Source organism: Micromonospora sp. NPDC047738 (assembly GCF_040642675.1).
Lineage (GTDB): Bacteria > Actinomycetota > Actinomycetes > Mycobacteriales > Micromonosporaceae > Micromonospora.
The window spans coordinates 246720-272160 of sequence record NZ_JBEYSO010000002.1 but is presented as its reverse complement, the minus strand read 5'-3'; the positions used below and the strand labels follow the sequence as shown (position 1 = coordinate 272160).

The following is a 25441-nucleotide window of genomic DNA, read 5'->3' as shown; positions in this document are numbered from 1 at the left end:
CGCGGGGGATCAGACCCGGCGCAGCTCGGGCAGCAGGCCGGCCGCCTCCACCAGCACCGCCTCGTCGCCGGCGTACCAACTGCTGGCCCGGGGCCAGTGCGTCACCACGTCGGTGAAGCCCAACCGGCCGGCCCGCGCGACCTGCTCGGCGAAGAAGTCCGCGCTGCGGAGCGAGAAGACCGGCGCCGAGTCCAGCGACAGGTAGCGGTCCAGGGTGGCCAGGTCCCGGCCGGCCCGCTCCAGGGCCTCGTCCATCCGGCCGGCGAGGTCCGCGACCGACGACCACCAGCTCTCCAGGTCGTCACCGCCGAGCCCGGTGGTCACCCACCCCTGCCCGAACCGGGCGACCAGGCGCATCGACCGGGGCCCGTTCGCGGCGACCACGAACGGCACCCGAGGCTGCTGGACACAGCCGGGATTGTTCCGCGCGTCCACGGCGGCGAACCACTCGCCCCGCCAGCTGGTGCCGTCCTCCCGCAGGATCAGGTCCAGCAGCTCGGTGAACTCGGCGAACCGGTCGACCCGCTGCCGGGGCGGCAGGGTCTCCCCGCCGAGCACGGTGGCGTCGAACCCGATGCCGCCCGCGCCGATGCCGAGCAGCAGCCGGCCGCCGGAGACGTCGTCCACGGTGGTCACCTGCCGGGCGAACGCCGCCGGGTGCCGGAAGTTCGGCGAGGCGACCAGGGTGCCCAGCCGGATCCGGGAGGTCACCGTCGCGGCGGCGGTCAGCGTGGTCATCGAGTCGAACCAGGGACCGTCGACCAGATCCCGCCAGCCCAGGTGGTCGTACGTCCAGGCGTGGTCGAAGCCCCACTCGTCCGCCTGCCGCCAGCGCCGCTGGGACTCCGACCAGCGCTGGTCCGGCAGGATCACGATGCCAATCCGCATGATCGCCAGGTTACGGCCTGGCCGGCCGGACCGAGCGGACCGGCCGACCCGGTCCGTACTACGCCGTCACCACGTCGGCGACCACGCAGGCGACATTGTCCGGCGCGCCCGCCGCGTACGCGAGGTCGACCAGGCGCCCGACGGCGGTCTCCGGACCGTCCGCCCCGGCGAGCGCGGCGTGCAGCGCCTCCGGGGCGACCACCGCGGAGAGCCCGTCGGAGCAGAGCAGGTACCGGTCACCGGCAATCGCGGTCCGCAGCGCCAGGTCGGCCTCGACCTGCGGACCCGTCCCCAGTGCCCGCACCAGCAGGGCCCGCTGCGGATGTGCGGCGACCTCGGCCGGGCTGAGCCGGCCCTGGTCGACCAGCGACTGCACGTACGTGTGGTCCTGGGTCAGCCGGACCAGCTCGCCCCCGCGCAGCAGGTACGCCCGGGTGTCCCCGACGTGCACCAGGGCGAGCTGCGAGCCGCGCCGCAGGATCGCGGTGAGCGTGGTGCCCGGCTGGTGCCCGTCGGTGGCGGAGGCACGTACCCTGCGGTCGGCCGCGGCCACCGCGTCGGCCAGCGTGGCGAGCAGTTCGGCGGCCGGCGCGGCGGAGAGTTCCAGCGGCCGGAGCGCGTCCACGGCGGCGGCGCTGGCGGCGGCCCCGCCTGGGCCGCGCATGCCGTCCGCCACGGCGAGCAGGGTCGCACTGGCGTACGCGGTGTCCTCGTTGGAGTCCCGGACCGCGCCCGTTTCGCAGCGGGCGGCGTACCGGAGGGTGGGTTCGGACATGGTGGTGCCCCTCTCGGAGAGCTGGTCGACGAGGAGCGCGACGACGCGTCCGCGGGCCGCGGTGTCGGCGCTGACCCGGCGCCACCAGGCGTCGACCGCCCCGGCCGCCGCGTCGGGCGGCAGGCCGCAGACGGCCCGGATGTCCGCGAGCGGCATCCCGGCCCGGCGCAGCGCGGCGATCAGCCGGGCCCGGTCGAGCTGGGCCGGCGCGTAATAGCGGTAGCCCGAGTGCGGGTCAACGGCGGCGGGCGGCAGCAGCCCCAGTTCGTCGTAGAGCCGCAACGCCTTCGGCGTCAGCCGCGCCGCGCGGGCGAACGCCCCGATGGTCAGCAGCTCCACGGACGCATCCTCCTCGTGCCGGTCCCGGCGACCGGCACGGACCACGCTCGGGCTTGCCGCAAGGGCAAGGTCAAGGGGTGAGTTTGGCCAGCATCCGGCCCAGGTGCGGCTCGACCGTCCCGGGCTCGGCCACGGACACCTCCCCGGGCGTCCACCACCGGACCGCGCGGAACTCGCCCGGGTCGGGCACCAACTGCTGGCCGCGGCTGCCGCTCAGCACGAACCAGAGGCTGACGTCGGTGTGCCGGTCCGTCGGCGCGCCCACCGTCTCGGTGACGGTGACGAACGCGGGTCGCTCGCCGACGGCCGGGGAGAAGACCGCCGGCACGCCCAATTCCTCCACCACCTCCCGGCGTACGGTCTCCGCCGGGTGCTCGCCCGGCTCGACGTGACCGCCGCTGGGCAGCCACATCCCCGCCTTGCGGTGGTCGACCAGCAGCACCGCGCCGTCCGCCTCGTCCCGCAGCAGGAAGTACGCGACCAGGTGCGGCGAGGGCGTGCCCGGCTTCCGCCGGCGGAAGATGTCGTCCGTGCCGGCCAGCCAGGCCAGGGTCTCCGCGCGGTGCCGCGCCTCCAACTCGTCGCCCGGCGTCAGCGCCTCGACCAGCGCCCGGATCTCGTCCCGCACGGCTGGGATGCTGCCAGGCGGGTCTGACACCGTCAGTCGCCGGACGCGGGGTTGGCGTCGACCGCGGCCCGGACGAACTCGCGTACCCGGGCCGTGGTGTTGCTCTCCCGCCACACCGGCCCGCGGCGGATCGGCGGCGCGTCGCGGATCGGCACGTACGCCAGATCCGGCCGGGGATAGTAGCGGCGGGTCTCCGCACCCACCGGCAGCACCCCCCGGCCCATCGCGACCAGGGACAGCATCTCGGAGAAGGTGTCGCCCACCGGCCCCTTCGGCACCGGCCGGCCGGACGGGGTGCGCTCCGGGGTGCGGTCCCGCTTGAACTCGGCGGAGGTCACCGCCGGATACTGCACCACCGGATGCTCGGCCAGCACCTCCAGCGACACCGACTCCTCGCCGGCCAGCGGGTGGCCCGCAGCCACCGCCAACACCCGCTGCTCGCGGAGCAGCGCCGGGCCGTTCGCCATCCCGTCGAAGGGGTACGACGCGATGAGCACGTCGACCGTGCCGTCTCGCAGGCTCGACCGGGTGGTGGCCAGCGGCGCCTCGTGGGCGTGCACCACGCACTCCGGGTGACGCTCGGTGAAGAGGCTGACGGCACGCAGCAGCACCGGCGCGGTCGACTCGCCGACGAAGGCCACCCGCAGCTCGCCGGAGAGGCCACGCCCGGCCTCGACGGCCCGCCGGACGGCGTCCTCCATGCCGGCCACCAGCGGGCGCAGTTCCTCGGCGAGGCGGGCGCCGATCGGGGTGAGCCGGACGACCCGGCTGGTGCGCTCGAAGAGCGGCGCGCCGATCCGGCGTTCCAGCTTCCGGATCACGTGACTGATCCGTCCCGTGGTCACCCGCAGCCGCTCGGCGGTACGCCCGAAGTGCAGCTCCTCGGCAAGGGTCAGGAACGTCTCGATCTCGTACCGCTCCAGCACACCCACTCCCATCGTTGAATCCGGGTCAACGATCGTAGTCCGATCGCGGCTTGGTCGGCGGCGGCGTCCGGACGAGGGTGGAGGACGACCCCTTCAAGGAAAGGAACCTGATGGACCCCGTCACCGACTACCTGGCTGGCCTCGACGCCCCGCTGCGCGAGACCGCCGAGAAGCTCCGTACCGTCATCGACGCCGCGCTGCCCGAGGCCAGCGGCGCGATGTGGCACGGCCACCCGGTCTGGGGCCCCGGCGACCGGCCGGGGAAGACGCCGGTCTGCCTGGTCAAGGCGTACCCGTCGTACGTCACCTTCGGGCTGTGGCGGGGGCAGGACGTGGCGGACACCTCCGGCCGGCTCACTCCGGGCGCGCGGCGGATGGCCTCGGTCAAGCTCCGGACCATCGACGAGATCGACCCGGACCTGTTCGCCGGCTGGCTCCGGCAGGCGTACGCCCTGGAGGGGGCGCAGTGAGCGCGGTGCGGGTGACGGCCTTCGACCACCTGGTCCTCACGGTCGCGGACGTGGAACGCTCGCTCGACTTCTACTGCGGCACCCTCGGCCTGGCGCCGGTACGGGTCGACCGCTGGCGGGCCGGCGAGGCGCCCTTCCCCTCGGTACGCGTCAGCCCCGAGACGATCATCGACCTGGTACGCGGTGAGCCGACCGGGTCGAACGTCGACCACATCTGCCTGGTGGTGGAGCCCGTCGACTGGTCGGCGGTGCTCGACTCCGGCGCGTTCACCGTGCTGACCGGGCCGGTGCCACGCTTCGGCGCCCGGGGCACCGGCACCTCGATCTACGTAAGCGACCCGGACGGCAACACCGTCGAGCTGCGCTGCTACCCGCAGTAGCCGTCGGGGCCGGCGGGCGGCTGTCCGTTAGCGTGGCGCGATGCCTCAACTCCAGCGACTCGACGTCCACCATGCTCCCGCGCTGCTCCGTTTCGAGCGGGAGAACCGGGCGTACTTCGCGCGGACCGTGCCGGACCGGGGCGACGACTACTTCAGGGAGTTCACCGCCCGGCACGCGGCGCTGCTCGCGGAACAGGCCACCGGCCGGTGCCAGTTCCACGTCCTGGTCGACGACGACGGCACCGTGCTGGGGCGGTTCAACCTGGTAGACGTCGCCGACGGCAGCGCCGAGCTGGGCTACCGGGTGGCCGAACGGGCGACCGGCCGGGGCGTGGCGCAGGGCGGCGTCCGCCAGGTCTGCGAGCTGGCCCGCGACGAGTACGGGCTGCGCCGGCTGGTCGCCTCCGCCGCGCTGGCGAACCCGGCGTCGCTCGCGGTGCTCCGGCGTACCGGGTTCGTCCCGGCGGGCGAGGTGCTGCTCAACGACAAGCCCGGCCTCCGGCACGTCCGCGACCTGACCGCCCCCGCCTGAGGGCCGGAGGCCGCCAGCGGGCCGGGGCCGGACCGGCGCGGCCTGCCTGCGTGTCGCCTCGGCTGACGCACAGGATGAGCAGCACTTTCAACCACAGGGTTGACGACTGGGCGACTTCCGATCTACCTTTCAACCATTGGGTTGAAACTGAGGGGGATGACCACGGACGCGCTGTCCCGAGCCTTCGCCGCTCTCGCCGATCCGACCCGGCGCGACATGGTCGCCCGGCTCTCCGAGGGCGACGCGACCGTAAGCCAGTTGGCCGAGCCGTACCGGATGACGCTGCAGGCCGTCTACAAGCACCTGCGGGTGCTGGAGGACGCCGGGCTCGTGAGCCGACCGCGAGGCCCGCAGCCCCGGCCGGTGCGCCTGGAGGCCCAGGCCTTCGACCTGATGGACACCTGGATCGAGCGCCACCGGAGCCGCGTCGAGCAGCGCTATCGCCGCCTTGACGCCATCCTCGCGGAGATGAAGAGAGACGAGCATGAACAGGATCACGGATACAGTCATCGAAGCCGACCCGAGGCTGCCGGTCATCCGGACGACTCGTGACTTCGCGGCAACGCCCGAGCAACTGTTCCGCGCCCACACCGATCCCGCGCTGTTCGCCCAGTGGGTCGGTCCCAACGCCATGGCCACCCGGATCGAGCACTGGAACGCGTGCACCGGCGGCAGTTGGCGGTACGCCTCGGTACGCGACGGCACCGAATACCGGTTCCACGGCAGCTTCCATGAGGTGCGGCCGGACCGGATCGTGCAGACCTTCACCTTCGAGGGCGATCCCGACGGAGTGGCGCTGGAGACGTTGTGGTTCGAGGACCTGGGCGACGGCCGTACGCGGCTGCGGACGCAGTCGCTGGTCGACAGCTTCGAAGGCCGCGATGCGTGGCTGCGCAGCGGCATGGAGGTCGGTATCAACGAGGGCTACGCGAAGCTGGACAGGATGCTGATCAATGGCGCTGTCTGACCGCCCAGCCGAGCGACACCGGCAGGTTGCCGGGCTCTTCACCGACCGGGTCCGCGGTACCCGGTCCTGGGACGTGCCATCCCCGGTCGCCGGCTGGACCGCCCGCGACGTCGTACGTCACCTGACCGAATGGTGCTCCGGCTTTCTTGCCTCCGGTGCCGGCATCGAACTGCCCCACGGACCGTCGGTGGACGAGAACCCGGTCGCCGCGTGGCAGGTTCACTGCGACGGTGTGCAGGCGGTGCTGGACGATCCGGAGACGGCGCACCGGAAACTCACCAACCCGCACATCGGCCACATGCCGCTGCAGAACGCGATCGACCAGTTCTACACGGCTGACGTGTTCATGCACACCTGGGATCTCTCCAGGGCCACCGGCCAGGACGATCGGCTGGACCCCGACTTCTGCGCTCAACTCCTCGGCCAGATGGAGCAGATGGAGCAGGTTCTCCGCTCGTCCGGCCAGTTCGGCACCCGGGTCGAGGTACCCGGCGATGCGGATACCCAGACCAGACTGATGGGGTTCATCGGCCGGGATCCGTTCTGGCCGGGGCGGTGAGCCGGGCGCCCCTGACTTGGCTGGACAACGTCGAAGGCCCTGGCTGGGACTGCCGTCCCGGCCAGGGCCTTTCGGTTGGAGCGGGTGACGGGAATCGAACCCGCACTGTCAGCTTGGGAAGCTGATGTTCTGCCATTGAACTACACCCGCAGGCGGCACCACTGTACCTGAGGTCACCGCCTCCGTGCACCCAGGTACCCCATGGCGGCTCCCACGCGCCGGAACCGGCTCGAAACGATCTTGCAACCTGAGCGCCCGGCCTCAGCAGGAGAAAGTTTCACGGCGGCAAAACATGGCCATTCTCAAATCTGTCGATCGGTTGTAACGTCTCCCCAACGTTTCAGCCACGGCGTGACACACCCCCGGTCGCGCCGCCAGAAAGAGGTGGGCCCATGGGACTTCGTCCCAACCTGCTGACCCGGCGCACCGCCGGTGTCGCGTCGACGACGCTCGCGCTGCTGCTCAGCACCGCGGCGGTGGGCGTCGTCCCGGCCGCTTCGGCCTTCTCGGCCGCCCCGGCGGGCGGCTGCGTCGAGCCGGCCGACGTCCACTCGGACGCCCGGGTCAAGGCCGGCGCGCACGCCAAGCACGAGCCGAACGAGCTGACCGCCGCCCAGGTCCGTGAGCGGGAGGCGGACCTCGCCGCCGCCCAGGCCGAGCGGGCCCGGTTCCGGGCCGGCGCCGGGGCCGCACCCCTGGCAACCGTGACCATCCCGGTCGTGGTGCACGTCATCCAGCGGGACAGCACCCGCGCCGGCGGCAACATCCCGGATTCGATGATCACGCAGCAGATCAGCGTGCTCAACCAGGCCTACAGCGGCGCCACCGGCGGCGCACCCACCGCGTTCAGCTTCCAGCTCCAGAAGATCAACCGGGTCACCAACCCGTCCTGGTACCCGATCATCTCGGGTTCCTCGGCTGAGCGGTCGATGAAGACCACCCTGCGCGAGGGCGGCAAGAACACGCTGAACATGTACCTCGGCGAACTCAGCGACGGCCTACTCGGCTGGGCAACCTTCCCGAAGCGCAAGCTCGACAGCATGGACGGCGTGGTCGTGCTGAGCGAGTCGCTGCCGGGTGGCACCGCCACCAACTACAACCAGGGCGACACCGGCACCCACGAGATCGGCCACTGGCTGAACCTCTACCACACCTTCCAGGGCGGCTGCTCGGGCTCGGGCGACAGCGTCGACGACACCGCGGCCGAGGCCTCGCCGGCGTACCAGTGCCCGACCGGTCGGGACACCTGCACGGCGCCGGGCCTGGACCCGATCACCAACTTCATGGACTACACCTACGACTCGTGCATGTACCAGTTCACCTCGGGCCAGGCGAGCCGGATGCTGACCGCGTGGAACGCCTACCGCGCGGCGTAACCGCCGAGCACAGCGAACCGGTGCCGGCCTCGTCCTCGGACGGGGCCGGCACCGGTATTCATACGGTCAGGCGGCCGGGCGGCGGGTGTCGAAGCCGTGACGGCCGCGCCGCCCCTCGGGCACAGCCGGGGCACGCCGAGCGGGAGCGGCCGCCTGCGGGTCGAGCCAGACCCGCACCTGCGGCCGGCCCGCGCCGAGGTGGGCCGCCTGGTCGCGCCGGGTCAGCATCGCCACGTCGACGGTGAACTCGAACAGCCGCCAGTCGACGTGCGGCGCGGCCCGGCCGATCCCGGCCACTCGGGCCACGGTCGCCGGGTCGGTCACCGGATGGGCCCGGCCGGCGACGTACGCCTCGTCGTCGCTCTCCTCCGGCGGGAACGAGTGCAGCGCGTAGCGGCCGTCGCGTTCGAGGTCGCGGCGCTTGGGCGAGTCGATGACGAAGCAGTAGAGCCCGTCGTCGGTGATGACCGGGGAGACCGGGTGGACCCGGGGGCCGCCGTCGGCGCGGACCGTGGCGAGGTAGCCGAAGCCCGGCCCGTACTGCTGCAGGAGAACGCGGATCTCGTCGGCGAGCCGGGGCTCGTCGGCGGCGAATTCGGACCAGGAAGCCATGCGGACATTCTATCGAACACGTGTACGAAGATGTAGTCCGACACGCAGGTCGCCCGTACCGGTCGCTATGGTGTTCCGATGCTGCTCTCCGACCGCGACCTGGTCTCCGAGATCAAGGCGGGCGCACTCGCGCTGGAGCCCTTCGAGCCTACGCTGGTGCAGCCGTCCAGCATCGACGTACGCCTGGACCGGCTCTTCCGGGTCTTCAACAACCACCTCTACACGCACATCGACCCGTCCCAGCAGCAGGACGACCTGACCTCGATGGTGGAGGTACCCGAGGGCGAGCCGTTCGTGCTGCACCCGGGCGAGTTCGTGCTCGCCTCAACGCTCGAGGTGATCTCGCTGGGCGACCAGCTGGCCGGCCGGCTCGAGGGCAAGTCCAGCCTGGGCCGACTCGGGCTGCTCACCCACTCCACCGCCGGTTTCATCGACCCGGGCTTCTCCGGGCACGTCACGCTGGAACTCTCCAACGTGGCCAATCTGCCGATCACGCTCTGGCCCGGCATGAAGATCGGCCAGCTCTGCATCTTCCGGCTCTCGTCGCCGGCCGAGCACCCGTACGGCTCGGCGGTCTACGGCTCGCGCTACCAGGGGCAGCGCGGGCCGACCCCGAGCCGGTCCTGGCAGAACTGGCGTACCTGGCCGACCCGCTGAGCACGACGCAGGGGCTTCCGCGACGCGGAAGCCCCTGCGTACCCGTCAGCCCGGGCGGCCGTAGCTGTTGATCTGGCCGTCGTCGACGCGTTTCATCGTGATCGGCTTGCCGGACTGGGAGGCGTGCACCACCCAGCCGCCGCCGACGTACATCCCGACGTGGTGCAGGTCGCTGTAGTAGAAGACCAGGTCACCGGGGCGTAGCTCGCCGCGGCTCACCCGCCGGGTGACGTCGTGCTGCTCGCGGGCGTTGTGCGGCAGGGAGACCCCGGCCTCGGCCCAGGCCGCCATGGTCAGGCCGGAGCAGTCGTAGTGGTCCGGGCCGGCGGCGCCCCAGACGTAGATCTTGCCGATCTGGGCGCAGGCGAACTTGACCGCGACACCGGCCGGGCCGCCCGGGTAGCCGGCGGGGCAGGGCGCGGGACGCAGCGGTCCGCCGCCGCCGTTGCCGTACACCTTGAGCCGGAGCTTCTGGAGCCGGGCGATCTCGGCGTCGATCTGCTTCTTCTGGGCCGCGAGCTGAGCTTCGGTACGGGCCAGCTGGGCGACCATCGCGTCCAGCGGCTTCTTCTTCGCGGCCAACTGGTCGCGCAGCTCCATGACGGCCTGCACCTGCTCGTGCTGGTGGTGCGCGTAGCGGTCGAGCAGTTCGAGGCTGTTGACCACCTCGCTCGGCGACCGGCTGCCCAGCAGGGCGTTGACGGTGCTGAGGTTGTTGCCCTTGTACGCGTCGGCAGCCAGCCCGCCGACCTGCCCGAGGGCGGCGTCGACCTGGGCCTCGAGCGGGGCGATCTGCTTCTCCAGCGCGTCGGCCTGCTTGCGCCGGACGGCAAGCTTCTCGCGGGTGGAGTTGACCTGTTCGATGATCGGTTCGAGCTTGTTCCAGTCCTGGTCGATCTGGCGCTCGATCTCGGTGACCGACGGTTCGGCGTGGGCCGCCGTGGCGCCGCCGGTCAGGACGACGGCGGTGCCGACCAGGGCGGCGAGGGCGGTGGTGAAGCGGGACCAGCGTGAACGCGGCGCAGCCGTCGACCGGTCGACCGACCGGTCCGACGGTGGCCGCGGGGCATGGTGTGCCACCGGGCTCCGTACTCCTTCTTCCTGCCCGCCTACCGGGTTAGCTGACGGGTTCGGGCGGGAAGGGAGCCGCCCTACCGCAGTGGCTGCGGATTCACCCCAGGTACCTGGGTCCCCGGCTCGCCTGGCGGCGACTCGGCGGTGTCGGACCGTCACCACCCGGGATGGACGGTGAACCTACCGGTCGACAACTGACCAGAGTAGGGACCGTCGTTATCAATCCGCAACCCGATCCGCCGTGACACTCCGTACGCAGATTCGGAAACCACCCGACGGTGAAGGTTTTTTACGCCCATCATCACCACCTGGAAAGGTATTGACCTGGGGCCATCTGCGGAGTGAGGGTGGGGACGCAGTCACCCCCATCCCTATCTGGAGGTTCGATGCACCTCTCAGCCCTGCCATCGCGCAGACGGATACTGCTGGCCGCCGCCGTCGCGGCGGCCACCGCTCTCGCGACCAGCGGTCCCACTGTGGCGGCGCCTCTCACCGCCGCCGGCACCACCGACAGCCCGGACCGCCAGCAGCAGTACGCCGCCGCGGCGGCGGAGTACGGCGTGCCGCAGAGCGTCCTGCTGGGCGTCTCCTACCTGGAGTCCCGCTGGGACACCCACTCCGGCCAGCCCAGCACCAGCGGCGGCTACGGCCCGATGCACCTCACCGACGCCGAGCAGGTCGCCTCGACTCCGTCCAGCGCGCACGTGGACGAGAACGAGGACCCCCGCGGCGACGACTCCCGCCCGCTCACCGTCGACCTGACCGCCGCCGCCGCGCCTTCCGGGGACACCCTGCCCGAGGCGTCCCTGCAGACCCTCGACGCCGCCGCCGACCTCACCGGCGTGTCGAAGGAGACCCTGCGCGACGAGGCAGCGGCCAACATCCGGGGCGGCGCGGCGCTGCTGGCCTCGTACCAGCAGGACCTGGGCGGACCGGTCGGCGCCGGCAGCGACCCGGCGGCCTGGTACGGCGCGGTGGCCCGGTACTCCGGCGCGGACACCGAGGACGCCGCGGCGGCCTTCGCCGACGAGGTGTACGACCAGATCGGCCAGGGCGCCAGCCGGACCACCGACGACGGCCAGCGGGTGACCCTCGCCGCCACCGCGGTGACGCCGGACCAGTCCGGGCTGCACAAGCTCGGCCTGCGCCGCGCCGAGCGGCCGGACGGCCTGGAGTGCCCGGTCCGCCTCGCCTGCGAGTGGATTCCCGCGCCGTACGGGGAGTACACGATCCCCAAGACGAACATCGTGGACTACGGCAACTACGACATCGGCAACCGGCCGGCCCAGCAGAAGCTCGAATACATCATCATCCACGACACCGAGGGCTCTTTCCGGGGCAGCGTGAACGCGGTCCAGGACGTGACCTACCTGGGCTGGCACTACACGCTGCGTTCGGTGGACGGCTACGTGGCCCAGCACATCAAGGCCAAGGACGTCGGCTGGCAGGCCGGCAACTGGTACGTCAACGCCAAGTCCATCGGCGTCGAACACGAGGGCTACGCCGGCCGCGGCACCTGGTACACCGAGGCGATGTACCGTGCCTCGGCCAAGCTGGTCCGGCACCTGGCGCTGCGGTTCCAGATCCCGCTGGACCGGCAGCACATCCTCGGCCACGACAACGTCCCCGGCATCCTCGCCGGGAACGTCGCCGGGATGCACTGGGACCCGGGCCCGTACTGGGACTGGTCGCACTACTTCGATCTGCTGAAGGCGCCGTTCCACTCGACCGGCACGCCGAACACCGGCCTGGTCACCATCGACCCGGACTACGCCAGCAACCAGCCGGCCTTCACCGGCTGCAACCAGCAGCCCCCATTGCCACCGGGACCGGTGCCGCCGACGGCCGAGCCCTGCCCGCTGCGCGGCTCCTCCTCCGTCATCCTGCGTACCGCCCCGAGCCCGACCGCGCCGCTGGTCAACGACCTGGGGCTGCGCCCGAACGGTACGCCGAACACCATGTACATCAAGGATCACGGCGCCCGCGCCTCGGCCGGTCAGACGTACGCCCTCGCGGGCATCCAGGGCGACTGGACCGCGATCTGGTACCTCGGCCAGAAGGCCTGGTTCTACAACCCGACCTCGGCGCCGACGGCGAAGTGGGCGAACGGCTTCGTGGTGACCCCCAAGCCGGGCAAGACCAGCATCCCGGTGTACGGGCGGGCCTACCCCGAACGGGCCGCCTACCCGGCCACGATCCCGTACCAGGCCATCTCGCCGCTGCAGTACACCTTCCCGGCCGGTCAGCGGTACGCGGTCGGCGGCGTCCTGCCGGGCGAGTACTACCGGGCCGTCTCCTTCGACGGTTCGGCGCCGGGTGACCGGACGGTGGTCCGCGGCGAGAACAAGTACGTCCAGGTGCAGTTCGGCCACCGGGTGATGTACGTGAACCTCGACGACGTGGACATCGTTCCAGGCGCTGCGCGGACCTCCTGAGCAGAACCGCTTGCCGTCGACGCAGGAAGGGTTCCCGGTCACCGGGAACCCTTCCTCCGTTCTGACGGCAAAAGGCTTCAACCAGTGACCGAAAGTGGTAAGTCATTTACAGGACGTTTCGTATTCGATAGATTCCCATGTGTCGATAGATCACGGGGGGCGTACATCTTCGACACCTGGGACAGCTGTGTTCTCCCGCGATCCGACGTGCACGGCACCGTCGACGAAGGGAGATGCGGTGCGTACAGGAATGGTGGAGGTCGTCCCACTAGCCCTGCTGGGCGTGGTGGCGATGGCCGTGTTCATCCGGGCAAAGCGGAGACGTCGCTGGACCTACCTCGCCGGGGGCCTGCTGGCCGGAGCGTGGCTGGCGGTGACCGGCGGAGCGGTGTGGGCGATGTCCAGCTCCATGGCCGCGGACCTGCCGCCGAAGGCCACCGACCCGGGTAATCCGTGTGTGTCCGGGGCACCGGCACGCAGCTTCAACGTCTCACTGATCAACATTCCGATCTTCCTCAACCGCTTCGGGGACGTCGTCCCCGAGGGGCGGATGTACGTCCTCGATGAGAACATCGCCACCGTCCGGGCCAACTTCGCCAAGGCGGCCGACCCGCACGACCAGCCGGACCTGATCGAGCCCCTGGTGCTGCGGGCGCACCGGGGCGACTGCGTGACGATCCACTTCACCAACCGGCTACATGAAGAAGCGCCGTCGTTCGTCCGAAACGACTCGATCTTCCTGCTGCCCGGCGAGCAGTTGGCCGCTCCCGGGACCGTGACGCCGGAGCCCCGTCGCTTCGCGCCGGCCCGCACCACCCCGCACAACGACTTCGACCCGAATGCGGCGCCGCCGGCGTCGATCCACATGGAGGGCCTGGCCTTCGATCCGAAGGGTTCCGACGGTACGGCGGCGGGCAAGAACCCCGACTCGACCGTACTCCCCGGCGCCGCCGGCACCTACCGGTACTCGGCGGCGGTCGAGGGTGAGTTCCACTTCAACGACGGCGCCGACCTCACCTCGGTGGAGACCGGCGCCGGCAGCGCCATCGGCTCGCACTCGTTCGGGGCCTTCGGCGCGATCGTGGTGGAGAAACCCGGCACCAGCTGGGTGGACGCCCGTACCGGCGAGCCGCTCCCGTCCGGGACGCGCGCGGTCATCAAGGACCCGGCACCCGGTGCTCCCGACCACCGGGAACACGTCATCTTCATGCACGACGAGGTGGAGGCGGCCGCCGGCATCCTCACCCGGTTCTGTCGGGACGGGCAGGACGGGGTGGCCGAGGACCGGGCCAACGGGGAGTGCGTGGACCCGACGGCCGACGAGCTGGCAAAGCTGAAGAAGGGCACCCTGCCCGGGCTGTCCGGCGGCGACGCGGACGCCCTCGTCCAGGGCGAGGTGCCGGTGAAGCTGGAGTGGTTCGCCTTCAACTACCGGGCCGAGCCGGGCTTCAACCGGGAGGAGGTCGGCTGCCCGGCGGCGACACGGGGCGCTCAGGGGTTCGACGCGAAGGAGTGCCACGGCGAGGAGACCGCGCTGTCCTCCTGGGCGTACGGCGACCCAGGCGGTGGCGACCTCGTCTTCGCGAACTACCGCGGCGAGCCGATGCAGATCCGGCTGCTGCACGCGGCCGAGCGCGAGACCCACACGTTCCACTGGCACGTCAACCGGTGGCCGTTCGACCCGAAGGACGAGGGCGGGCTGGCCGAGGTGAGCAAGCCGACGCACCACATCGGCGTCACCAACATCCTCGACGTGCAGGCCGTCTCCCCGGGCGCGCACTATGCGCTCATCCCGGAGGGCGGCGCCGGTTCATCGCACGACAACAAGCCGGCGACCTTCGGTGACGTGATCTTCCACTGCCACCTCTATCCGCACTTCGCCAACGGCATGTGGGCGTTGAACCGCACCCACGACAAGCTGGAGGACGGCAGCCGCACGCTCCCGGACGGCACCACCGTGCCAGCCCTGCTGCCACTGGAGGACTTCGACTACCAGCCGGGGGTCGCCGGGGTGAACCCACCGCCCCCGCCGACGGAGGCCAAGCCGGGCTACCCGCACTTCGTGCCCGGCAAGTTCGGCTTCAAGGCACCGAAACCGCCGCTCGGGGTGGCGAGCCGGCAGGCCGGCGGGGTGTTCCCGCCCACCCAGAAGGAGAAGGACGCGGCGGATCCGGGTGCCCAGACCCCCGGCGGTTTCTTCCAGAACCCGTGCCCGGCCACCCGGTCGGATGGTCAGCCGACCCCGGTGAAGACCTTCGACGTCGCGGCCATCCAGGTCGCGCAGTACTACAACGAGAAGCTGAAATGGAAAAACCCGCAGGCCCGGGTCTACGTCCTACAGGAACACAAACAGGCGGTCCTCGGCGGGCAGAAACCGGAGCCGTTCGCGCCGCTGTTCAACGTCGGTGACTGCGTGGTCTACAACTTCACCAACGAGTTGCCGGAGAACTTCGGCGGCAACGTCTTCGACCGGGCGCAGATCACCAACGAGGCCGGCATCCACCAGCACCTCGTCCAGTTCGACGTGCTGACCTCGGACGGTGCCGCCAACGGCTGGAACTACGACCAGGGCGCCGATCACGGCCAGACCATCACCTACCGGTCTTTCGTCCATGAGGACCTTGCCACCAGCAGCTTCCATGACCACTTCTTCCCGAACGTGCACCAGGACAACGGACTGCTGGGCGGGGCGAGTGTGCACCCGGCCGGGTGCACCTACCACAACCCGCAGACAAACGCCCCGGTCCGGGTCGGGACCATTGTCGACATCTACTGCCAACCGGGCACCGACTACCACGGCAAGGCCATCGACGACCGGGACTACCGGAACTTCTCGCTGTTCGTCGAGGACCACGTGCCGATGTTCAAGCCGGAGGATCCGAACGACCCGAACGACGACCAGTTCGTCACCCCGGACGGCGTGCCCATCTATCCGGCGAAGTTCCCCTCCAGCCCGGACGACCAGGGTGTGGTCGGCCTGAGCTACCGGCTTGAGCCGTTTGAGGGGCGGCGGAACGCGGACCCGTCCCGGGTGTACGACACCAGCGTCCACGGCGATCCGTACACCCCGGTCTTCATGGCACACGAAGGTGACCGCGTGAAATGGCGGGTCTTCCAGCTTTCCCAGGAGGAATCTCACGGGTTCAGCATCGATCGCTTCCCGTGGAAGTCGGAGACGCGAGATCCGGAGTCGAACGTCGTCCAGGCTCAACACCTCGGCGTGCTCGAATACTTCGACATGACCGTGGACGTCGGCGCCGAACTACCGTGGCGTGACTTCGTCGATCGAAGACACTACGTGTACGGATTGACCGGATCCGACGACCGTTTCCTCGGCGCCTGGGGCCAACTTCAGGTGACGGACTGCGACGATCCATCCGGCAAGGGCCGTTATGAGGTGACGCCACTACCGGACAGCCCCAACCCCTGCACCGGCAACATAGGCTGGCCCGACAGCATCTGCTCCGACGACGGCACGGGGACGTACCAACATTTCACTGTCGTCGCTTTCAACCACGACATCGTTTACAACGAGGCCGGCGACCACGATCCGAACGGCGCGATGTTCGCTCTCGAAGAAGATGTCGACGCCATCAAATCCGGGCAGAAGCCACCGGAACCACTTGTGCTCCGGGCACATGCCGGCGACTGCGTCAACCTGACACTGAAGAACCGGCTCGATCCGGCCAAGATGCAACCGACCTGCTTCGAGGCCACCGAGCCCGGCCAACTCGGATGGCGACGGGGTCATGGCAGCACGCTCCCCGGTTGCCTCGACCAACCGCCCAAGAACGAGCGAAACGTGCCCGGTTTCAAGCCGTACCCGGTCAGCTCCCGCGTATCGCTGACTCCCACCCTGCTCGAATACAACCTGGGCTCGCGAGGCACCAACACCGGCGATGACACGTACGGACTCGGTGACCTGACGGTCGGCGTGGGCGAGGAGCGGACGTTCGGCTGGCCGGTGCCGGAGAACATCACCGGGCTGGCCCTGCTGCAGGACCAGGCCGATCCGCTGCACCACGGGCACCACGGGCTCTTCGGCGGCCTGGTGATCGAACCCAAGGGCACCAGCTGGCTCAACCCGAAGGACGGCACTGCCTTGAAGTCCGGAACCCAGGCGGTCATCGTTGACCCCAACGGGAAGGACTACCGGGAGAACGTGGTCCTGCTCAACAGCGACCTGGCGCTGTTCCGGGCCGACGGCACGGACGTCCCCGACAACGTGAACCTGGCGGTCGCGCCAAGCCGGGAGACCGACGACACCGAGGACTCCGGCGAGGTCGCGGTGAACTACCGCAACGAACCCTGGAACCACCGGTACGCGGCCACCGGCGACGTGGCGACCATCTTCAGCAGCTACCCGCACGGCGACCCGAGCACGCCACTGCTGGAGGCGTACGCGGGCGACAAGACCGTGCTGTGGGTCGGTCAGGCGGTCGGCAAACCCCGCTCGACCGGGTTCACCCTGCACGGCCACACCTGGCGGGCTGCACCGAAGGATCCGCAGTCGCAGATCAAGGCGTTCCAGGGCGAGTTCAATCCGGGCGTCGTGTACCCGGTGGTGCTCGACCCGGACGTAACCGGCGGCGCCGGGGGCCCGGGTGCCAAGCCCGGGGACTACCTCTACCGGTCCAACACCCTCTCCCCGCATCTCACCGGCGGGCAGTGGGGGATCTTCCGGGTGTACGGGACACCCCGCTCCGGATTGATCCAGCTTCCGGACCATCCCGTCGGCTGACCGAGCACGGGTGCGGGCGGCCGGTCGGCCGCCCGCACCCGGAGAGGAACCGGAATCTCCATGACAACCACCTCCAAATGGCGGCTGGTCGAGCAAGTGCCGGGCCGCCAGCGGCGGAACCACCGGCCCCCCAAGCCACCGCCGAGGCACCGGCCCGGCTTCCTGGCCGGAGTCGCCACCGGCATGACCATCGCGGTCGCGATCAGCGGTGTGGCCCTGCTGACCAACCGACCGCAGGGGCGGCCGGCCGCGGCGACCACGACGCACCCGGCACCAGCCCGTCCGACCGGCTCGACCGCCGCAGTCCTGGACGTCAAGGCCCGGCACGTCGGGGATCTGCAGGTGCAGATCGAGGTGCGGGCGGTGAGCCCCGGGGCTTACCAGCCGATCACCATGGGTCGGATGGTCGCCTGGACGGACATGATCGCCATGCCGACATCCCACCGACAGGGGCCGATCACGCTGATGGAGGTCCCGGGCAAGCGGGGCACCTACAGCGCCCTGACGAACGTACCCATGATCGGCGAGTACGACATCCTGGTCGAACTCCAGCAGCCGTTGCCGGCCGAAGCCCACGAGCGCGTGGACGTGCAGACGGTGACCGGCACGACCTGACGTACGGACACGACGAAGGCCCCCGGTCCGTGTGGACCGGGGGCCTTCGTGCTGCTCGAGAGGGTCAGCTGACCCGGCGGAAGCCGGCGACCGGCATGTAGCTGATCTTGGTTACCTGGACCGGTTTGCCGGTCCGTGGCGCGTGCACCATCATGCCGTTGCCGAGATACAGGCCGACATGGTGCAGGTCGCTGTAAAAGAAGACCAGGTCACCGGGGCGCGCGTCGCTGCGGGACACGGCCCTGCCCTCGTTCCACTGCGCTCCCGTGAAGTGGGTGAGGGAGATGCCCGCGGCCTTGTAGGCGTACTGAGTGAGGCCGGAGCAGTCGAAGGCGTTCGGGCCGGTGGCGCCCCACACGTACGGGTCGCCGACCTGGGCGCACGCGGTCTTGATCGCGGTCCGCGCGGCGCTGCTCACCACGCCGTCGATGGCCGGGCAGCCCGCCGGACGGATCGACGTCACCGGCAGCATCGCGGTCAGCCGCTTGATCTCGCTGTCGATCTGCTTCTTCTTCGCCGCCAGCTCGTTGCTCTGCTTCGTCTGGGTGGCGATCAGCTCGTCCAGCTTCCGCTTCTGCCGGTTGTACTTGTCCCGGACGGCGAGCACGCTGGCGACCTGCTTCTTCTGCTCGGCGGCCAGGTGATCGAGGATGACGAGCTGCTCACCGAGGATGCCCGGCTTGGTGCTCGTCAGCAGGGCGCCGATCTCCTGCGAGGGCCCGCGCATGTAGTAGCGGGCCGCCATGTCGCCAACCTGGTTCATCGCCAGGTCCGACTGCAGCTGCAACGGCACCATCTTCTTCTCGAGGTCGTCCGACTTCTTCTTGTTGACCTTGAGCTGGGCGCGGACCTTGTTGTAGTTCTCGATCGTGGGCTCGAGCTGTTCCCACTGCTTGTCGATCTGCGCGTCGATCTCATCCACGGACGGCGCCGCGTGCGCCGGAGCCGCCAGCAGCCCGGCACCGACCGCGACAGCCGCGACCAGGGTGAGGAGACGGCGTACGACCCGGCGCGCCCCGACCGGTGGGGCGGGCGGCTGGCTCGGGGCGTGACGATGAGGGGGCATGGTTGCCACCGGCACGGACTCCTTTGCAACCGACCGCCGGGCGCCTCGCGAGAGGGAAAGTCGAGGCAGACGACCACAGCGGTCGGTGCCCCACATTAGGGAAGGCGACGGGGTGGAATCAAGGCGGCGTATCGCTATATCACGTATGCGCAACCGCTTGCACACAAACGGTGTTCAATCACTTCCCAACGATTGCCGTCAATACATCGTCGAGCGTCACCACACCCAGAGGTCGACGTCCGTCACTCACCAGGACCATGTGCCGTCGCTCGCGCCGCATCGAGAGCAACAGGTCGGCCAGCGTACGGTCGGGTGGCACCACCGCCAGCGGCCGGTAGACCTCGGCGGGCACCGGCGCGCGCCGACTCGCGCCCGCGTACCCGAGCACGTCCTTCACGTGGACGAAGCCGAGCACCCGCCGGGTGGACCGTTGCACCACCGGGAACCGGGACCGGCCGGTACGGGTCGCCAGCACCTCCAGCGAGGCCGGTGACACGTCCTCGGCCACCGTGGTCACCGTCGACCAGGGTTGCAGCGCGTCCGCCGCGGTACGGCTGTGCAGGGCCAGCGCGCCGGTGATCCGGGCATGCTCCTCGGCGTCCAGCAGCCCCTCGGTCCGCGCCTGGGAGACCAGCCCGGCCAGTTCCTCGGCCGTGAACACGGTCTTCACGGCGTCCGTCGCCTCGACCCGCCACCACCGCAGCACCTGCCGGGCCGACCACTTCATGGCCAGCAGCAGCGGCTTGGTGGCCAGGCAGAACGCCAGCATCGCCGGGCCGAGCCAGAGCGCCGACAGCTCCGGACCGGCCAGGGTGATGTTCTTCGGCACCATCTCGCCGACCACGGTGTGCAGGTAGACCACCACGCCCAGGGCGATCACGAAGGCCACCGGGTGCACCCCCGAGGCGGGCAGCCCGAGCGCCTCGAACGGCGTCTCCAGCAGGTGGGCCAGCGCCGGCTCGGCGATCGCGCCGAGGCCGAGCGAGCAGACCGTGATGCCGAGCTGCGCTCCGGCGATCATCAGCGGGATCTGGTTCATCGCGGCGAGCGCCCACCGGGCGCGTTTCGAGGTCGCCGCGAGCGGCTCGATCACCGTACGGCGGGAGGCGATCAGCGCGAACTCGCTGCCCACGAAGAAGGCGTTGCCGAACAGCAGCAGGACGGCGACGGCCAGCTCACTCATCGTCGTCCGGCTCCTCGGGGCGGACCACCCGGACCTGCTCGATCCGGTGCCGCTCGACCTCGACCACGGTGAACTCGTACCCGCCCGCCTCGACGGTCTCCCCGGGTACGGGGATATGCCCGAGGCGGGCCATCAGGAAGCCGGCGAGGGTCTCGTACGGGCCCTCGGGCAGCCGGAACCCGGTCTGCTCGGCCAACTCGTCCGCGCGCAGCACGCCGTCCACCAGGACGGTCCGCTCCCCACCCGGCACGGTCAGCTCCACCGGCCCGAGCTCGTCCACCGCGTCCGGGTCGAACTCGTCGGCGATCTCCCCGACCAGCTCCTCGACCAGGTCCTCCACGGTCACCACGCCGTCGGTGCCGCCGTACTCGTCGACCACGATGGCCAGGTCGGCGCCGGCCGACTTGAGGGCGGCGAGCACGCCGTCCAGATCGAGGCTCTCCGGCACGTACACCGGTTCGCGGGCGACCGCGGCGACGGTCGTCCTCGTCCGCTGCGCCAGCGGTACGCCGAGCGCGTCCGGCACCCCGGCGACGCCGGTGACGAGGTCCAGCGTCTCCTCGTAGACGGGGAACCGGGTCCGGCCGGTCTCCCGGGACAGGTCCAGCAGCTCGGCGACGGTCGCGGTGGCCCGCAGCGCGATCACGTCCACCCGGGGCGTCATCGCCTCCGCGGCCCGCTTGTCGCCGAAGCGGATGGTGCGGCGCAGCAGCATCGCGGTGTCGGGCGGGAGCGCACCGGCCCGGGCCGAGATCGCGGCGAGCAGGCCCAGTTCCTCCGGCGACCGGGCGCTGGCCAGTTCCTCCTGCGGCTCCACCCCGAGCCGGCGGACCAGCCGGTTCGCCGAGTCGTTCAGCAACCGGATCAGCCAGCCGAAGGTCCGGGCGAAGGTCCGCATCGGCCCGGCGGTGGCGAGCGCGGCCGGCATCGGCCGGGCCAGCGCGAGGTTCTTCGGCACCAGCTCGCCGAAGAGCATCGAGATCAGCGTGGCCAGCGCGAGGGCGAGCAGCGTACTGAACCGCTCCGCCCCGTTGAGCGGGCGCAGCAGCGGGGCGAAGAGCCGGGCCAGGGCGGGTTCGGCCAGGTAGCCCGTGAGCAGCGCGGTGATGGTGATGCCGAGCTGCGCGCCGGAGAGCTGGAAGGAGAGCTCGCGCAGCGCGCGGCGTACCGTGGCGGCTCGGCCGTCGCCCTCGCCGGCCCGCCGGTCGATCTCCGCGCGGTCCACCGTGACCAGGGCGAACTCGGCCGCGACGAAGAACGCGTTGCCGGCGGTCAGCAGGACGAAGCCGACCAGGGGCAACAGCGTGGTGACCAACAGGGCATCGATGATCGGCTCACCTCGGCGCGATTCTTCCACGGCCCCGCCAGCGGCACGAGTGGCGTGAGCCCGGGGTGGCCCGGCCGGGCTAGCGTGGCGGCCATGAACGGGCTCACTCTCGCCGACGAACTGGTCCTCCTCGCCTACGACGACGCCGGCACCAACCGGCTGGGCCGCCCGCACCTGGACTACGGGCTCGCCGGGGCGGTGCTGCTGGAGCTGACCCTCGCCGGCCGCGTCGAGGTGGTCGAGGGCCGGCTGGCCGTCGTCGACCCGACCCCGGTCGGGCACCCGGTGCTGGACGAGGCCCTGGCCAGGGTCGGCGCGGAGGGCAAGCGCCGCCGGCCCAAGGACTGGGTCGGGCGGCTGGCCCGGCAGCTCTCCGACCGGGTGCTGGCCGGGCTGGTCGAGGCCGGTGTGCTCCGACGCGAGTCGGACCGGGTGCTCGGGCTCTTCCCGCGTACCCGGTATCCCTCGCCCACCGGCGGCGAGCCGGTGCCGGAGACGGAGGCCCGGCGGCGGATGCACGCCGCAGTCGTGGCCGACGGGCCGGTCGACGCGCGGACCGCCGCGCTGATCGCGCTGAGCCGATCGGTCGGGCTGGACCGCAAACTCTTCCCGGACCTGCCGAAGGACCGGGTCAAGGCCCGGCTGGCCGAGATCACGGCCGGCGACTGGGCGTCCGTGGCGACCCGGAAGGCGATCGAGGAGACCCAGGCGGCGGTGCTCACGGCCATCACGGCCGCCGTCATCGCCACCACCGCCGCCACCTAGACACCACGACGGCGGTGGCACCGCCGGGGGCCACCGCCGTCGAGTGCCGGGCCGTCCCGGCGTACGCCTCAGCCGGCGACCGGCTCGGCTTCCTTGTCGCCCCGGGTGCTCTCCGGCTTGACCGAGCGGAGCAGCACGCTGGCGACGTCGATCACCTCGACCTGCTCCCCGGCGCCCTTGCCGTTGACCCCGTCGTTGAGCATCGTCGAGCAGAACGGGCAGCCGACCGCGATGGTCCTCGCCCCGGTGGACATGGCCTCCTCGACCCGGTCCACGTTGATCCGCTTGCCGATCTTCTCCTCCATCCACATCCGGGCACCGCCGGCACCGCAGCAGAAGGAGCGCTCGCTGTTCCGCGGCATCTCGATCAGGCCGCTGTCGCGGTCCGCACCGGAAGCGCCAGCTGCGCCACCCTGGCCGCCGCCGAGGGCGGCGCCCAACACCTCGCGCGGCGGGGTGAAGACCCGGTTGTGCCGGCCCAGGTAGCAGGGGTCGTGGTAGGTGAGGCCGCCATCCACCGGCTGCACCGGGGTGAGCTTGCCGGTGGCGACCAGGTGGGCCAGGAGCTGGGTGTGGTGAACCACCTCGAACTCGCCGCCGAGCTGGCCGTACTCGTTGCCCAGGGTGTTGAAGCAGTGCGGGCAGGTGGCGACGATCTTGCGCTTGCTCCGCTCCCGGCCCTCGAACGCCTCGTTCAGCGTCTCGACGTTCTGCTGGGCGAGCATCTGGAAGACGAACTCGTTGCCGATCCGGCGGGCCGGGTCACCGGTGCAGGTCTCGCCCTCACCGAGGATGGCGAAGGGGACGCCGGCCTCGTGCAGCAGCGTGGCGACCGCGCGGGTGGTCTTCTTGGCCCGGTCCTCGAACGCGCCGGCGCAGCCGACCCAGAACAGGTACTCGAAGTCCTCGACCTCGCCGACCCGGGGCACCTCGAAGCCGAGGCCCTTGGTCCAGTCCTCCCGGGTGTTCTGCGGGGCGCCCCACGGGTTGCCCTTGTTCTCCAGGTTGCGGAGCATGACGCCGGCCTCGGACGGGAAGCTCGACTCGATCAGCACCTGGTAGCGGCGCATGTCGACGATGTGGTCGACGTGCTCGATGTCCACCGGGCACTGCTCGACGCAGGCGCCGCAGGTGGTACAGGACCAGAGCACGTCCGGATCGATGACGCCACCGTCGGCGGCGGTGCCGATCAGCGGCCGGTCGGCCTCGGCCAGAGCCAGCACGTCGACGTTCGCCAGTTGCTCCTGGGTGGCCTTCTCCTCACCGGTCAGGTCCTTGCCGCCGCCGGCCAGCAGGTACGGCGCCTTGGCGTACGCGTGGTCGCGCAGGCTCAGCACCAGCAGCTTCGGCGACAGCGGCTTGCCGGTGTTCCACGCCGGGCACTGCGACTGGCAGCGGCCGCACTCGGTGCAGGTGCTGAAGTCCAGCAGGCCCTTCCAGGTGAACTGCTCAACCTGGGCGACACCGAACTGGTCCTTCTCCGGGTCGGCCTCCTCGAAGTCGAGCGGCTTGCCGCCGCTCGTCATCGGCCGCAGCGGGCCGAGGCCGGAGCCGGCCGGCTTCTCCGGGTCGCGCTTGAAGAAGATGTTGGGGAACGCGAGGAAGCGGTGCCAGGCGACGCCCATGGTGACGTTCAGCGAGATCACGATGAGCCAGGTCATCGAGATGACGATCTTGACGAGCGCGGCGATGCTCACGCCGGCCGTCCAAGCCGGGAGCGCCGCGCCGACCGCGTGGCTGAGCGGGGTGGCCCAGACCGGGAACTCGAAGTGGTCGGTGGCGACCTTGAAGCCCCGGATCACGAAGCCGAAGATCAGGACCAGCAGGACGACCCACTCCACGAAGTAGCCCTGCCACATGGTGGAGCCGGTGAACCGGGACCGGTTGCCGGGCCGGTTCGGCCGGTTGCGCAGCCGGATCGCCATCAGCACCAGGATGCCGAGCAGGCCGAAGATGCCGATCAGCTCGGTGACCAGGCCGAAGAACGTCCAGTGCCCGATGATCGGCAGGCCGCCGCCGGGCGTGACCACCTCGAAGTACGCCTCGAGCACCAGCAGCGACAGCACGATGAACCCGACCATCACGAACCAGTGCGCGGTGCCCACCACGCTCCACTTGAGCATGCGGGTGTGACCGGCGGTCTCCACCAGCATCTTCGTCGTGCGGGCGCCCTTGTCGGCGAACCGCTCCGGGGCCGGTTGCCCGAGCCGGATGACGGCCACCATCTGCATGACCGCGCGCACCGCAAGCCCCACCGCCACGGCGGTGACGGCGGCCGCGAGGATCGTGGTGACGATCTGGACGCTGCCCATCGAGTTGGCCTCCCGGTCTGCTGCCTGTCGAGCGGCTCGGCGACCGCGCGGGGCTCAGGGCTGGGCCGGCGTTGCGCCGCTCCCACCACCCCGACCCGACCGGTCGATGACCTCGCTCCGCTCGGTCATGCAGTGCAGCCTACGCGCAAGGTTACCCAGCAGTAACGTGAGTCATCTCGCATCCGGCCACGCCGCCCTGCCGACACCTTAGGGGGACCGGGCGCCGTCCGCCGGGCAGGGGCGTCGCGGCGTGACATAACCCCATGGAGCGGATGGTGGAACCGGTCAGCGGCGGCCGCCCGGGGCAGGACAGGGCCGACGGCCCGCCCCGGTACGACAGCTTCAGATCGCTGTGCGGCGTCAGCCGCGCCGAACTGAAGGGTCGCGGGGGGCGGGCCGGACGTCGACCGGTCAGCGCCAGCGGGAGAGCAGGATCAGCGAGGCGACCATCGCGCCGAAGCCCACCGCGAGGTTCCAGTAACCCCACGACATGACCGGGTATGCCTGCTCGGAGAGGTAGTACACGACCAGCCAGCCGATGCCGACGACGATCAGCGTCACGGCCGTGATCGGCAGCCAGATGGGGCTCGGCTTGCGCGTCGCCGCCGTTGCCGTGGGACGAACGTCCGTCGGCGGGGTGTACACCTTCTTCTTGCGGACCTGAGACTTGGGCACGACGCTCTCCAGAGGGGGGTACGACCTCGTCCGGCCTGACAACCGGGCGCGGGGGCGACGGTCCATGGCCAATAATGGTTCGACAGCTAGCGTAGTCCCGACGGAGCGTCCAGGCCACGAATGGGGTCAGGCCAGTGCG

General features: G+C 70.7%; 23 protein-coding genes, 1 tRNA gene and 1 riboswitch. Of the genes, 12 read left to right on the top strand and 12 right to left on the bottom strand.

All coding sequences use genetic code 11. From position 1 onward, the window contains the following. Window positions 1–9: 9 nt before the first annotated feature. From ABZ783_RS04595 to ABZ783_RS04580, 4 genes are all read right to left on the bottom strand, one after another. Complete coding sequence (locus ABZ783_RS04595; protein WP_357434517.1) at window positions 10–888, bottom strand: LLM class flavin-dependent oxidoreductase; 879 nt, start codon at window positions 886–888, stop codon at window positions 10–12. Window positions 889–946: 58 nt separating this feature from the next. After that, window positions 947–2002 carry a MerR family transcriptional regulator gene (locus ABZ783_RS04590; RefSeq protein ID WP_357434516.1) on the bottom strand — a complete coding sequence of 352 codons (1056 nt, stop codon included), beginning with the start codon at window positions 2000–2002 and terminating at the stop codon, window positions 947–949. A 70-nt stretch (window positions 2003–2072) separates the two neighbouring features. Further along, window positions 2073–2630: an NUDIX domain-containing protein gene (locus ABZ783_RS04585; protein WP_357434515.1), complete on the bottom strand. Its 558-nt coding sequence runs from the start codon at window positions 2628–2630 to the stop codon at window positions 2073–2075. 32 nt (window positions 2631–2662) lie between these two features. Further along, a complete protein-coding gene (locus ABZ783_RS04580; RefSeq protein WP_357434771.1) occupies window positions 2663–3556 on the bottom strand; it encodes a LysR substrate-binding domain-containing protein in 894 nt (297 codons plus the stop codon). A 110-nt stretch (window positions 3557–3666) separates the two neighbouring features. Here ABZ783_RS04580 and ABZ783_RS04575 point away from each other — a divergent pair, with 110 nt between their 5' ends. The 6 genes from ABZ783_RS04575 to ABZ783_RS04550 all read left to right on the top strand — a co-directional run bounded on the left by ABZ783_RS04575 (window position 3667) and on the right by ABZ783_RS04550 (window position 6464). Further along, window positions 3667–4026: a DUF1801 domain-containing protein gene (locus ABZ783_RS04575; RefSeq protein ID WP_357434514.1), complete on the top strand. Its 360-nt coding sequence runs from the start codon at window positions 3667–3669 to the stop codon at window positions 4024–4026. After that, window positions 4023–4406 (top strand): VOC family protein, encoded by a 384-nt coding sequence (locus ABZ783_RS04570; protein ID WP_357434513.1) that lies wholly within the window; start codon window positions 4023–4025, stop codon window positions 4404–4406. The genes ABZ783_RS04575 and ABZ783_RS04570 overlap by 4 nt, the downstream gene beginning before the upstream one ends. A gap of 40 nt (window positions 4407–4446) precedes the next feature. Next, on the top strand, window positions 4447–4938 hold the full coding sequence (locus ABZ783_RS04565) for a GNAT family N-acetyltransferase (RefSeq protein WP_357434512.1): 492 nt from the start codon (window positions 4447–4449) through the stop codon (window positions 4936–4938). A 156-nt stretch (window positions 4939–5094) separates the two neighbouring features. Further along, complete coding sequence (locus tag ABZ783_RS04560) at window positions 5095–5490, top strand: metalloregulator ArsR/SmtB family transcription factor (protein WP_357434511.1); 396 nt, start codon at window positions 5095–5097, stop codon at window positions 5488–5490. Continuing rightward, window positions 5423–5905 carry an SRPBCC family protein gene (locus ABZ783_RS04555; RefSeq protein WP_357434510.1) on the top strand — a complete coding sequence of 161 codons (483 nt, stop codon included), beginning with the start codon at window positions 5423–5425 and terminating at the stop codon, window positions 5903–5905. Before ABZ783_RS04560 ends, ABZ783_RS04555 begins: the two co-directional genes overlap by 68 nt. Continuing rightward, a complete protein-coding gene (locus tag ABZ783_RS04550) occupies window positions 5892–6464 on the top strand; it encodes a TIGR03086 family metal-binding protein (RefSeq protein WP_357434509.1) in 573 nt (190 codons plus the stop codon). The genes ABZ783_RS04555 and ABZ783_RS04550 overlap by 14 nt, the downstream gene beginning before the upstream one ends. A gap of 76 nt (window positions 6465–6540) precedes the next feature. On the opposite strand, the gene ABZ783_RS04545 is transcribed toward ABZ783_RS04550, so the two are convergent. Then, window positions 6541–6614: transfer RNA gene (locus tag ABZ783_RS04545), tRNA-Gly, on the bottom strand. 242 nt (window positions 6615–6856) lie between these two features. Here ABZ783_RS04545 and ABZ783_RS04540 point away from each other — a divergent pair. Next, window positions 6857–7840: a zinc metalloprotease gene (locus ABZ783_RS04540; protein ID WP_357434508.1), complete on the top strand. Its 984-nt coding sequence runs from the start codon at window positions 6857–6859 to the stop codon at window positions 7838–7840. Between the two features lie 66 nt (window positions 7841–7906). On the opposite strand, the gene ABZ783_RS04535 is transcribed toward ABZ783_RS04540, so the two are convergent. Then, entirely contained in the window at window positions 7907–8452 is a 546-nt protein-coding gene (locus ABZ783_RS04535; RefSeq protein ID WP_357434507.1) for a pyridoxamine 5'-phosphate oxidase family protein, read from the bottom strand. Between the two features lie 78 nt (window positions 8453–8530). On the opposite strand from ABZ783_RS04535, the gene dcd reads away from it, so the two are divergent. Then, entirely contained in the window at window positions 8531–9109 is a 579-nt protein-coding gene (dcd, locus tag ABZ783_RS04530) for a dCTP deaminase (RefSeq protein WP_073836893.1), read from the top strand. A 45-nt stretch (window positions 9110–9154) separates the two neighbouring features. Here the strand turns inward: dcd and ABZ783_RS04525 are convergent, their stop codons facing one another. Then, a complete protein-coding gene (locus ABZ783_RS04525) occupies window positions 9155–10189 on the bottom strand; it encodes an NlpC/P60 family protein (protein WP_357434506.1) in 1035 nt (344 codons plus the stop codon). A 12-nt stretch (window positions 10190–10201) separates the two neighbouring features. Beyond that, window positions 10202–10337: riboswitch (cyclic di-AMP (ydaO/yuaA leader) on the bottom strand. A 232-nt stretch (window positions 10338–10569) separates the two neighbouring features. On the opposite strand from ABZ783_RS04525, the gene ABZ783_RS04520 reads away from it, so the two are divergent. The 3 genes from ABZ783_RS04520 (at window position 10570) to ABZ783_RS04510 (ending at window position 17974) form a co-directional block, all read left to right on the top strand. Next, the gene (locus ABZ783_RS04520; RefSeq protein WP_357434505.1) at window positions 10570–12618 is read left to right on the top strand and encodes a peptidoglycan recognition family protein; all 2049 of its coding nucleotides are present in this window, start codon (window positions 10570–10572) and stop codon (window positions 12616–12618) included. A 238-nt stretch (window positions 12619–12856) separates the two neighbouring features. Continuing rightward, on the top strand, window positions 12857–17359 hold the full coding sequence (locus tag ABZ783_RS04515; protein ID WP_357434504.1) for a hypothetical protein: 4503 nt from the start codon (window positions 12857–12859) through the stop codon (window positions 17357–17359). A gap of 60 nt (window positions 17360–17419) precedes the next feature. Then, a complete protein-coding gene (locus ABZ783_RS04510; protein WP_357434503.1) occupies window positions 17420–17974 on the top strand; it encodes a hypothetical protein in 555 nt (184 codons plus the stop codon). Window positions 17975–18038: 64 nt separating this feature from the next. On the opposite strand, the gene ABZ783_RS04505 is transcribed toward ABZ783_RS04510, so the two are convergent. From ABZ783_RS04505 to ABZ783_RS04495, 3 genes are all read right to left on the bottom strand, one after another. After that, entirely contained in the window at window positions 18039–19055 is a 1017-nt protein-coding gene (locus ABZ783_RS04505; protein WP_357434502.1) for a C40 family peptidase, read from the bottom strand. A 163-nt stretch (window positions 19056–19218) separates the two neighbouring features. Further along, window positions 19219–20223, bottom strand: a complete 1005-nt coding sequence (locus ABZ783_RS04500; protein WP_073836898.1) for a hemolysin family protein — start codon at window positions 20221–20223, stop codon at window positions 19219–19221. Next, a complete protein-coding gene (locus ABZ783_RS04495) occupies window positions 20216–21523 on the bottom strand; it encodes a hemolysin family protein (RefSeq protein WP_357434770.1) in 1308 nt (435 codons plus the stop codon). Before ABZ783_RS04495 ends, ABZ783_RS04500 begins: the two co-directional genes overlap by 8 nt. Before the next feature lie 120 nt (window positions 21524–21643). Between ABZ783_RS04495 and ABZ783_RS04490 the strand changes: the two genes are divergently transcribed. After that, complete coding sequence (locus ABZ783_RS04490) at window positions 21644–22315, top strand: GPP34 family phosphoprotein (protein ID WP_357434501.1); 672 nt, start codon at window positions 21644–21646, stop codon at window positions 22313–22315. Window positions 22316–22383: 68 nt separating this feature from the next. Here ABZ783_RS04490 and ABZ783_RS04485 read toward each other — a convergent pair whose 3' ends face one another. After that, a complete protein-coding gene (locus tag ABZ783_RS04485; RefSeq protein ID WP_357434500.1) occupies window positions 22384–24627 on the bottom strand; it encodes a (Fe-S)-binding protein in 2244 nt (747 codons plus the stop codon). A gap of 411 nt (window positions 24628–25038) precedes the next feature. Continuing rightward, window positions 25039–25302 carry a cell division protein CrgA gene (locus ABZ783_RS04480; protein ID WP_357434499.1) on the bottom strand — a complete coding sequence of 88 codons (264 nt, stop codon included), beginning with the start codon at window positions 25300–25302 and terminating at the stop codon, window positions 25039–25041. Between the last annotated feature and the right edge of the window lie 139 nt (window positions 25303–25441).

What these genes read in the sequence shown, in the direction of transcription:
- ABZ783_RS04595 (WP_357434517.1), bottom strand. Translation starts at nt 888, where the DNA reads ATGCGGATTGGCATCGTGATCCTGCCGGACCAGCGCTGGTCGGAGTCC.
- ABZ783_RS04575 (WP_357434514.1), top strand. Translation starts at nt 3,667, where the DNA reads ATGGACCCCGTCACCGACTACCTGGCTGGCCTCGACGCCCCGCTGCGC.
- ABZ783_RS04565 (WP_357434512.1), top strand. Translation starts at nt 4,447, where the DNA reads ATGCCTCAACTCCAGCGACTCGACGTCCACCATGCTCCCGCGCTGCTC.
- ABZ783_RS04560 (WP_357434511.1), top strand. Translation starts at nt 5,095, where the DNA reads ATGACCACGGACGCGCTGTCCCGAGCCTTCGCCGCTCTCGCCGATCCG.
- ABZ783_RS04555 (WP_357434510.1), top strand. Translation starts at nt 5,423, where the DNA reads ATGAACAGGATCACGGATACAGTCATCGAAGCCGACCCGAGGCTGCCG.
- ABZ783_RS04550 (WP_357434509.1), top strand. Translation starts at nt 5,892, where the DNA reads ATGGCGCTGTCTGACCGCCCAGCCGAGCGACACCGGCAGGTTGCCGGG.
- ABZ783_RS04540 (WP_357434508.1), top strand. Translation starts at nt 6,857, where the DNA reads ATGGGACTTCGTCCCAACCTGCTGACCCGGCGCACCGCCGGTGTCGCG.
- ABZ783_RS04535 (WP_357434507.1), bottom strand. Translation starts at nt 8,452, where the DNA reads ATGGCTTCCTGGTCCGAATTCGCCGCCGACGAGCCCCGGCTCGCCGAC.
- dcd (WP_073836893.1), top strand. Translation starts at nt 8,531, where the DNA reads ATGCTGCTCTCCGACCGCGACCTGGTCTCCGAGATCAAGGCGGGCGCA.
- ABZ783_RS04520 (WP_357434505.1), top strand. Translation starts at nt 10,570, where the DNA reads ATGCACCTCTCAGCCCTGCCATCGCGCAGACGGATACTGCTGGCCGCC.
- ABZ783_RS04510 (WP_357434503.1), top strand. Translation starts at nt 17,420, where the DNA reads ATGACAACCACCTCCAAATGGCGGCTGGTCGAGCAAGTGCCGGGCCGC.
- ABZ783_RS04500 (WP_073836898.1), bottom strand. Translation starts at nt 20,223, where the DNA reads ATGAGTGAGCTGGCCGTCGCCGTCCTGCTGCTGTTCGGCAACGCCTTC.
- ABZ783_RS04490 (WP_357434501.1), top strand. Translation starts at nt 21,644, where the DNA reads ATGAACGGGCTCACTCTCGCCGACGAACTGGTCCTCCTCGCCTACGAC.
- ABZ783_RS04485 (WP_357434500.1), bottom strand. Translation starts at nt 24,627, where the DNA reads ATGGGCAGCGTCCAGATCGTCACCACGATCCTCGCGGCCGCCGTCACC.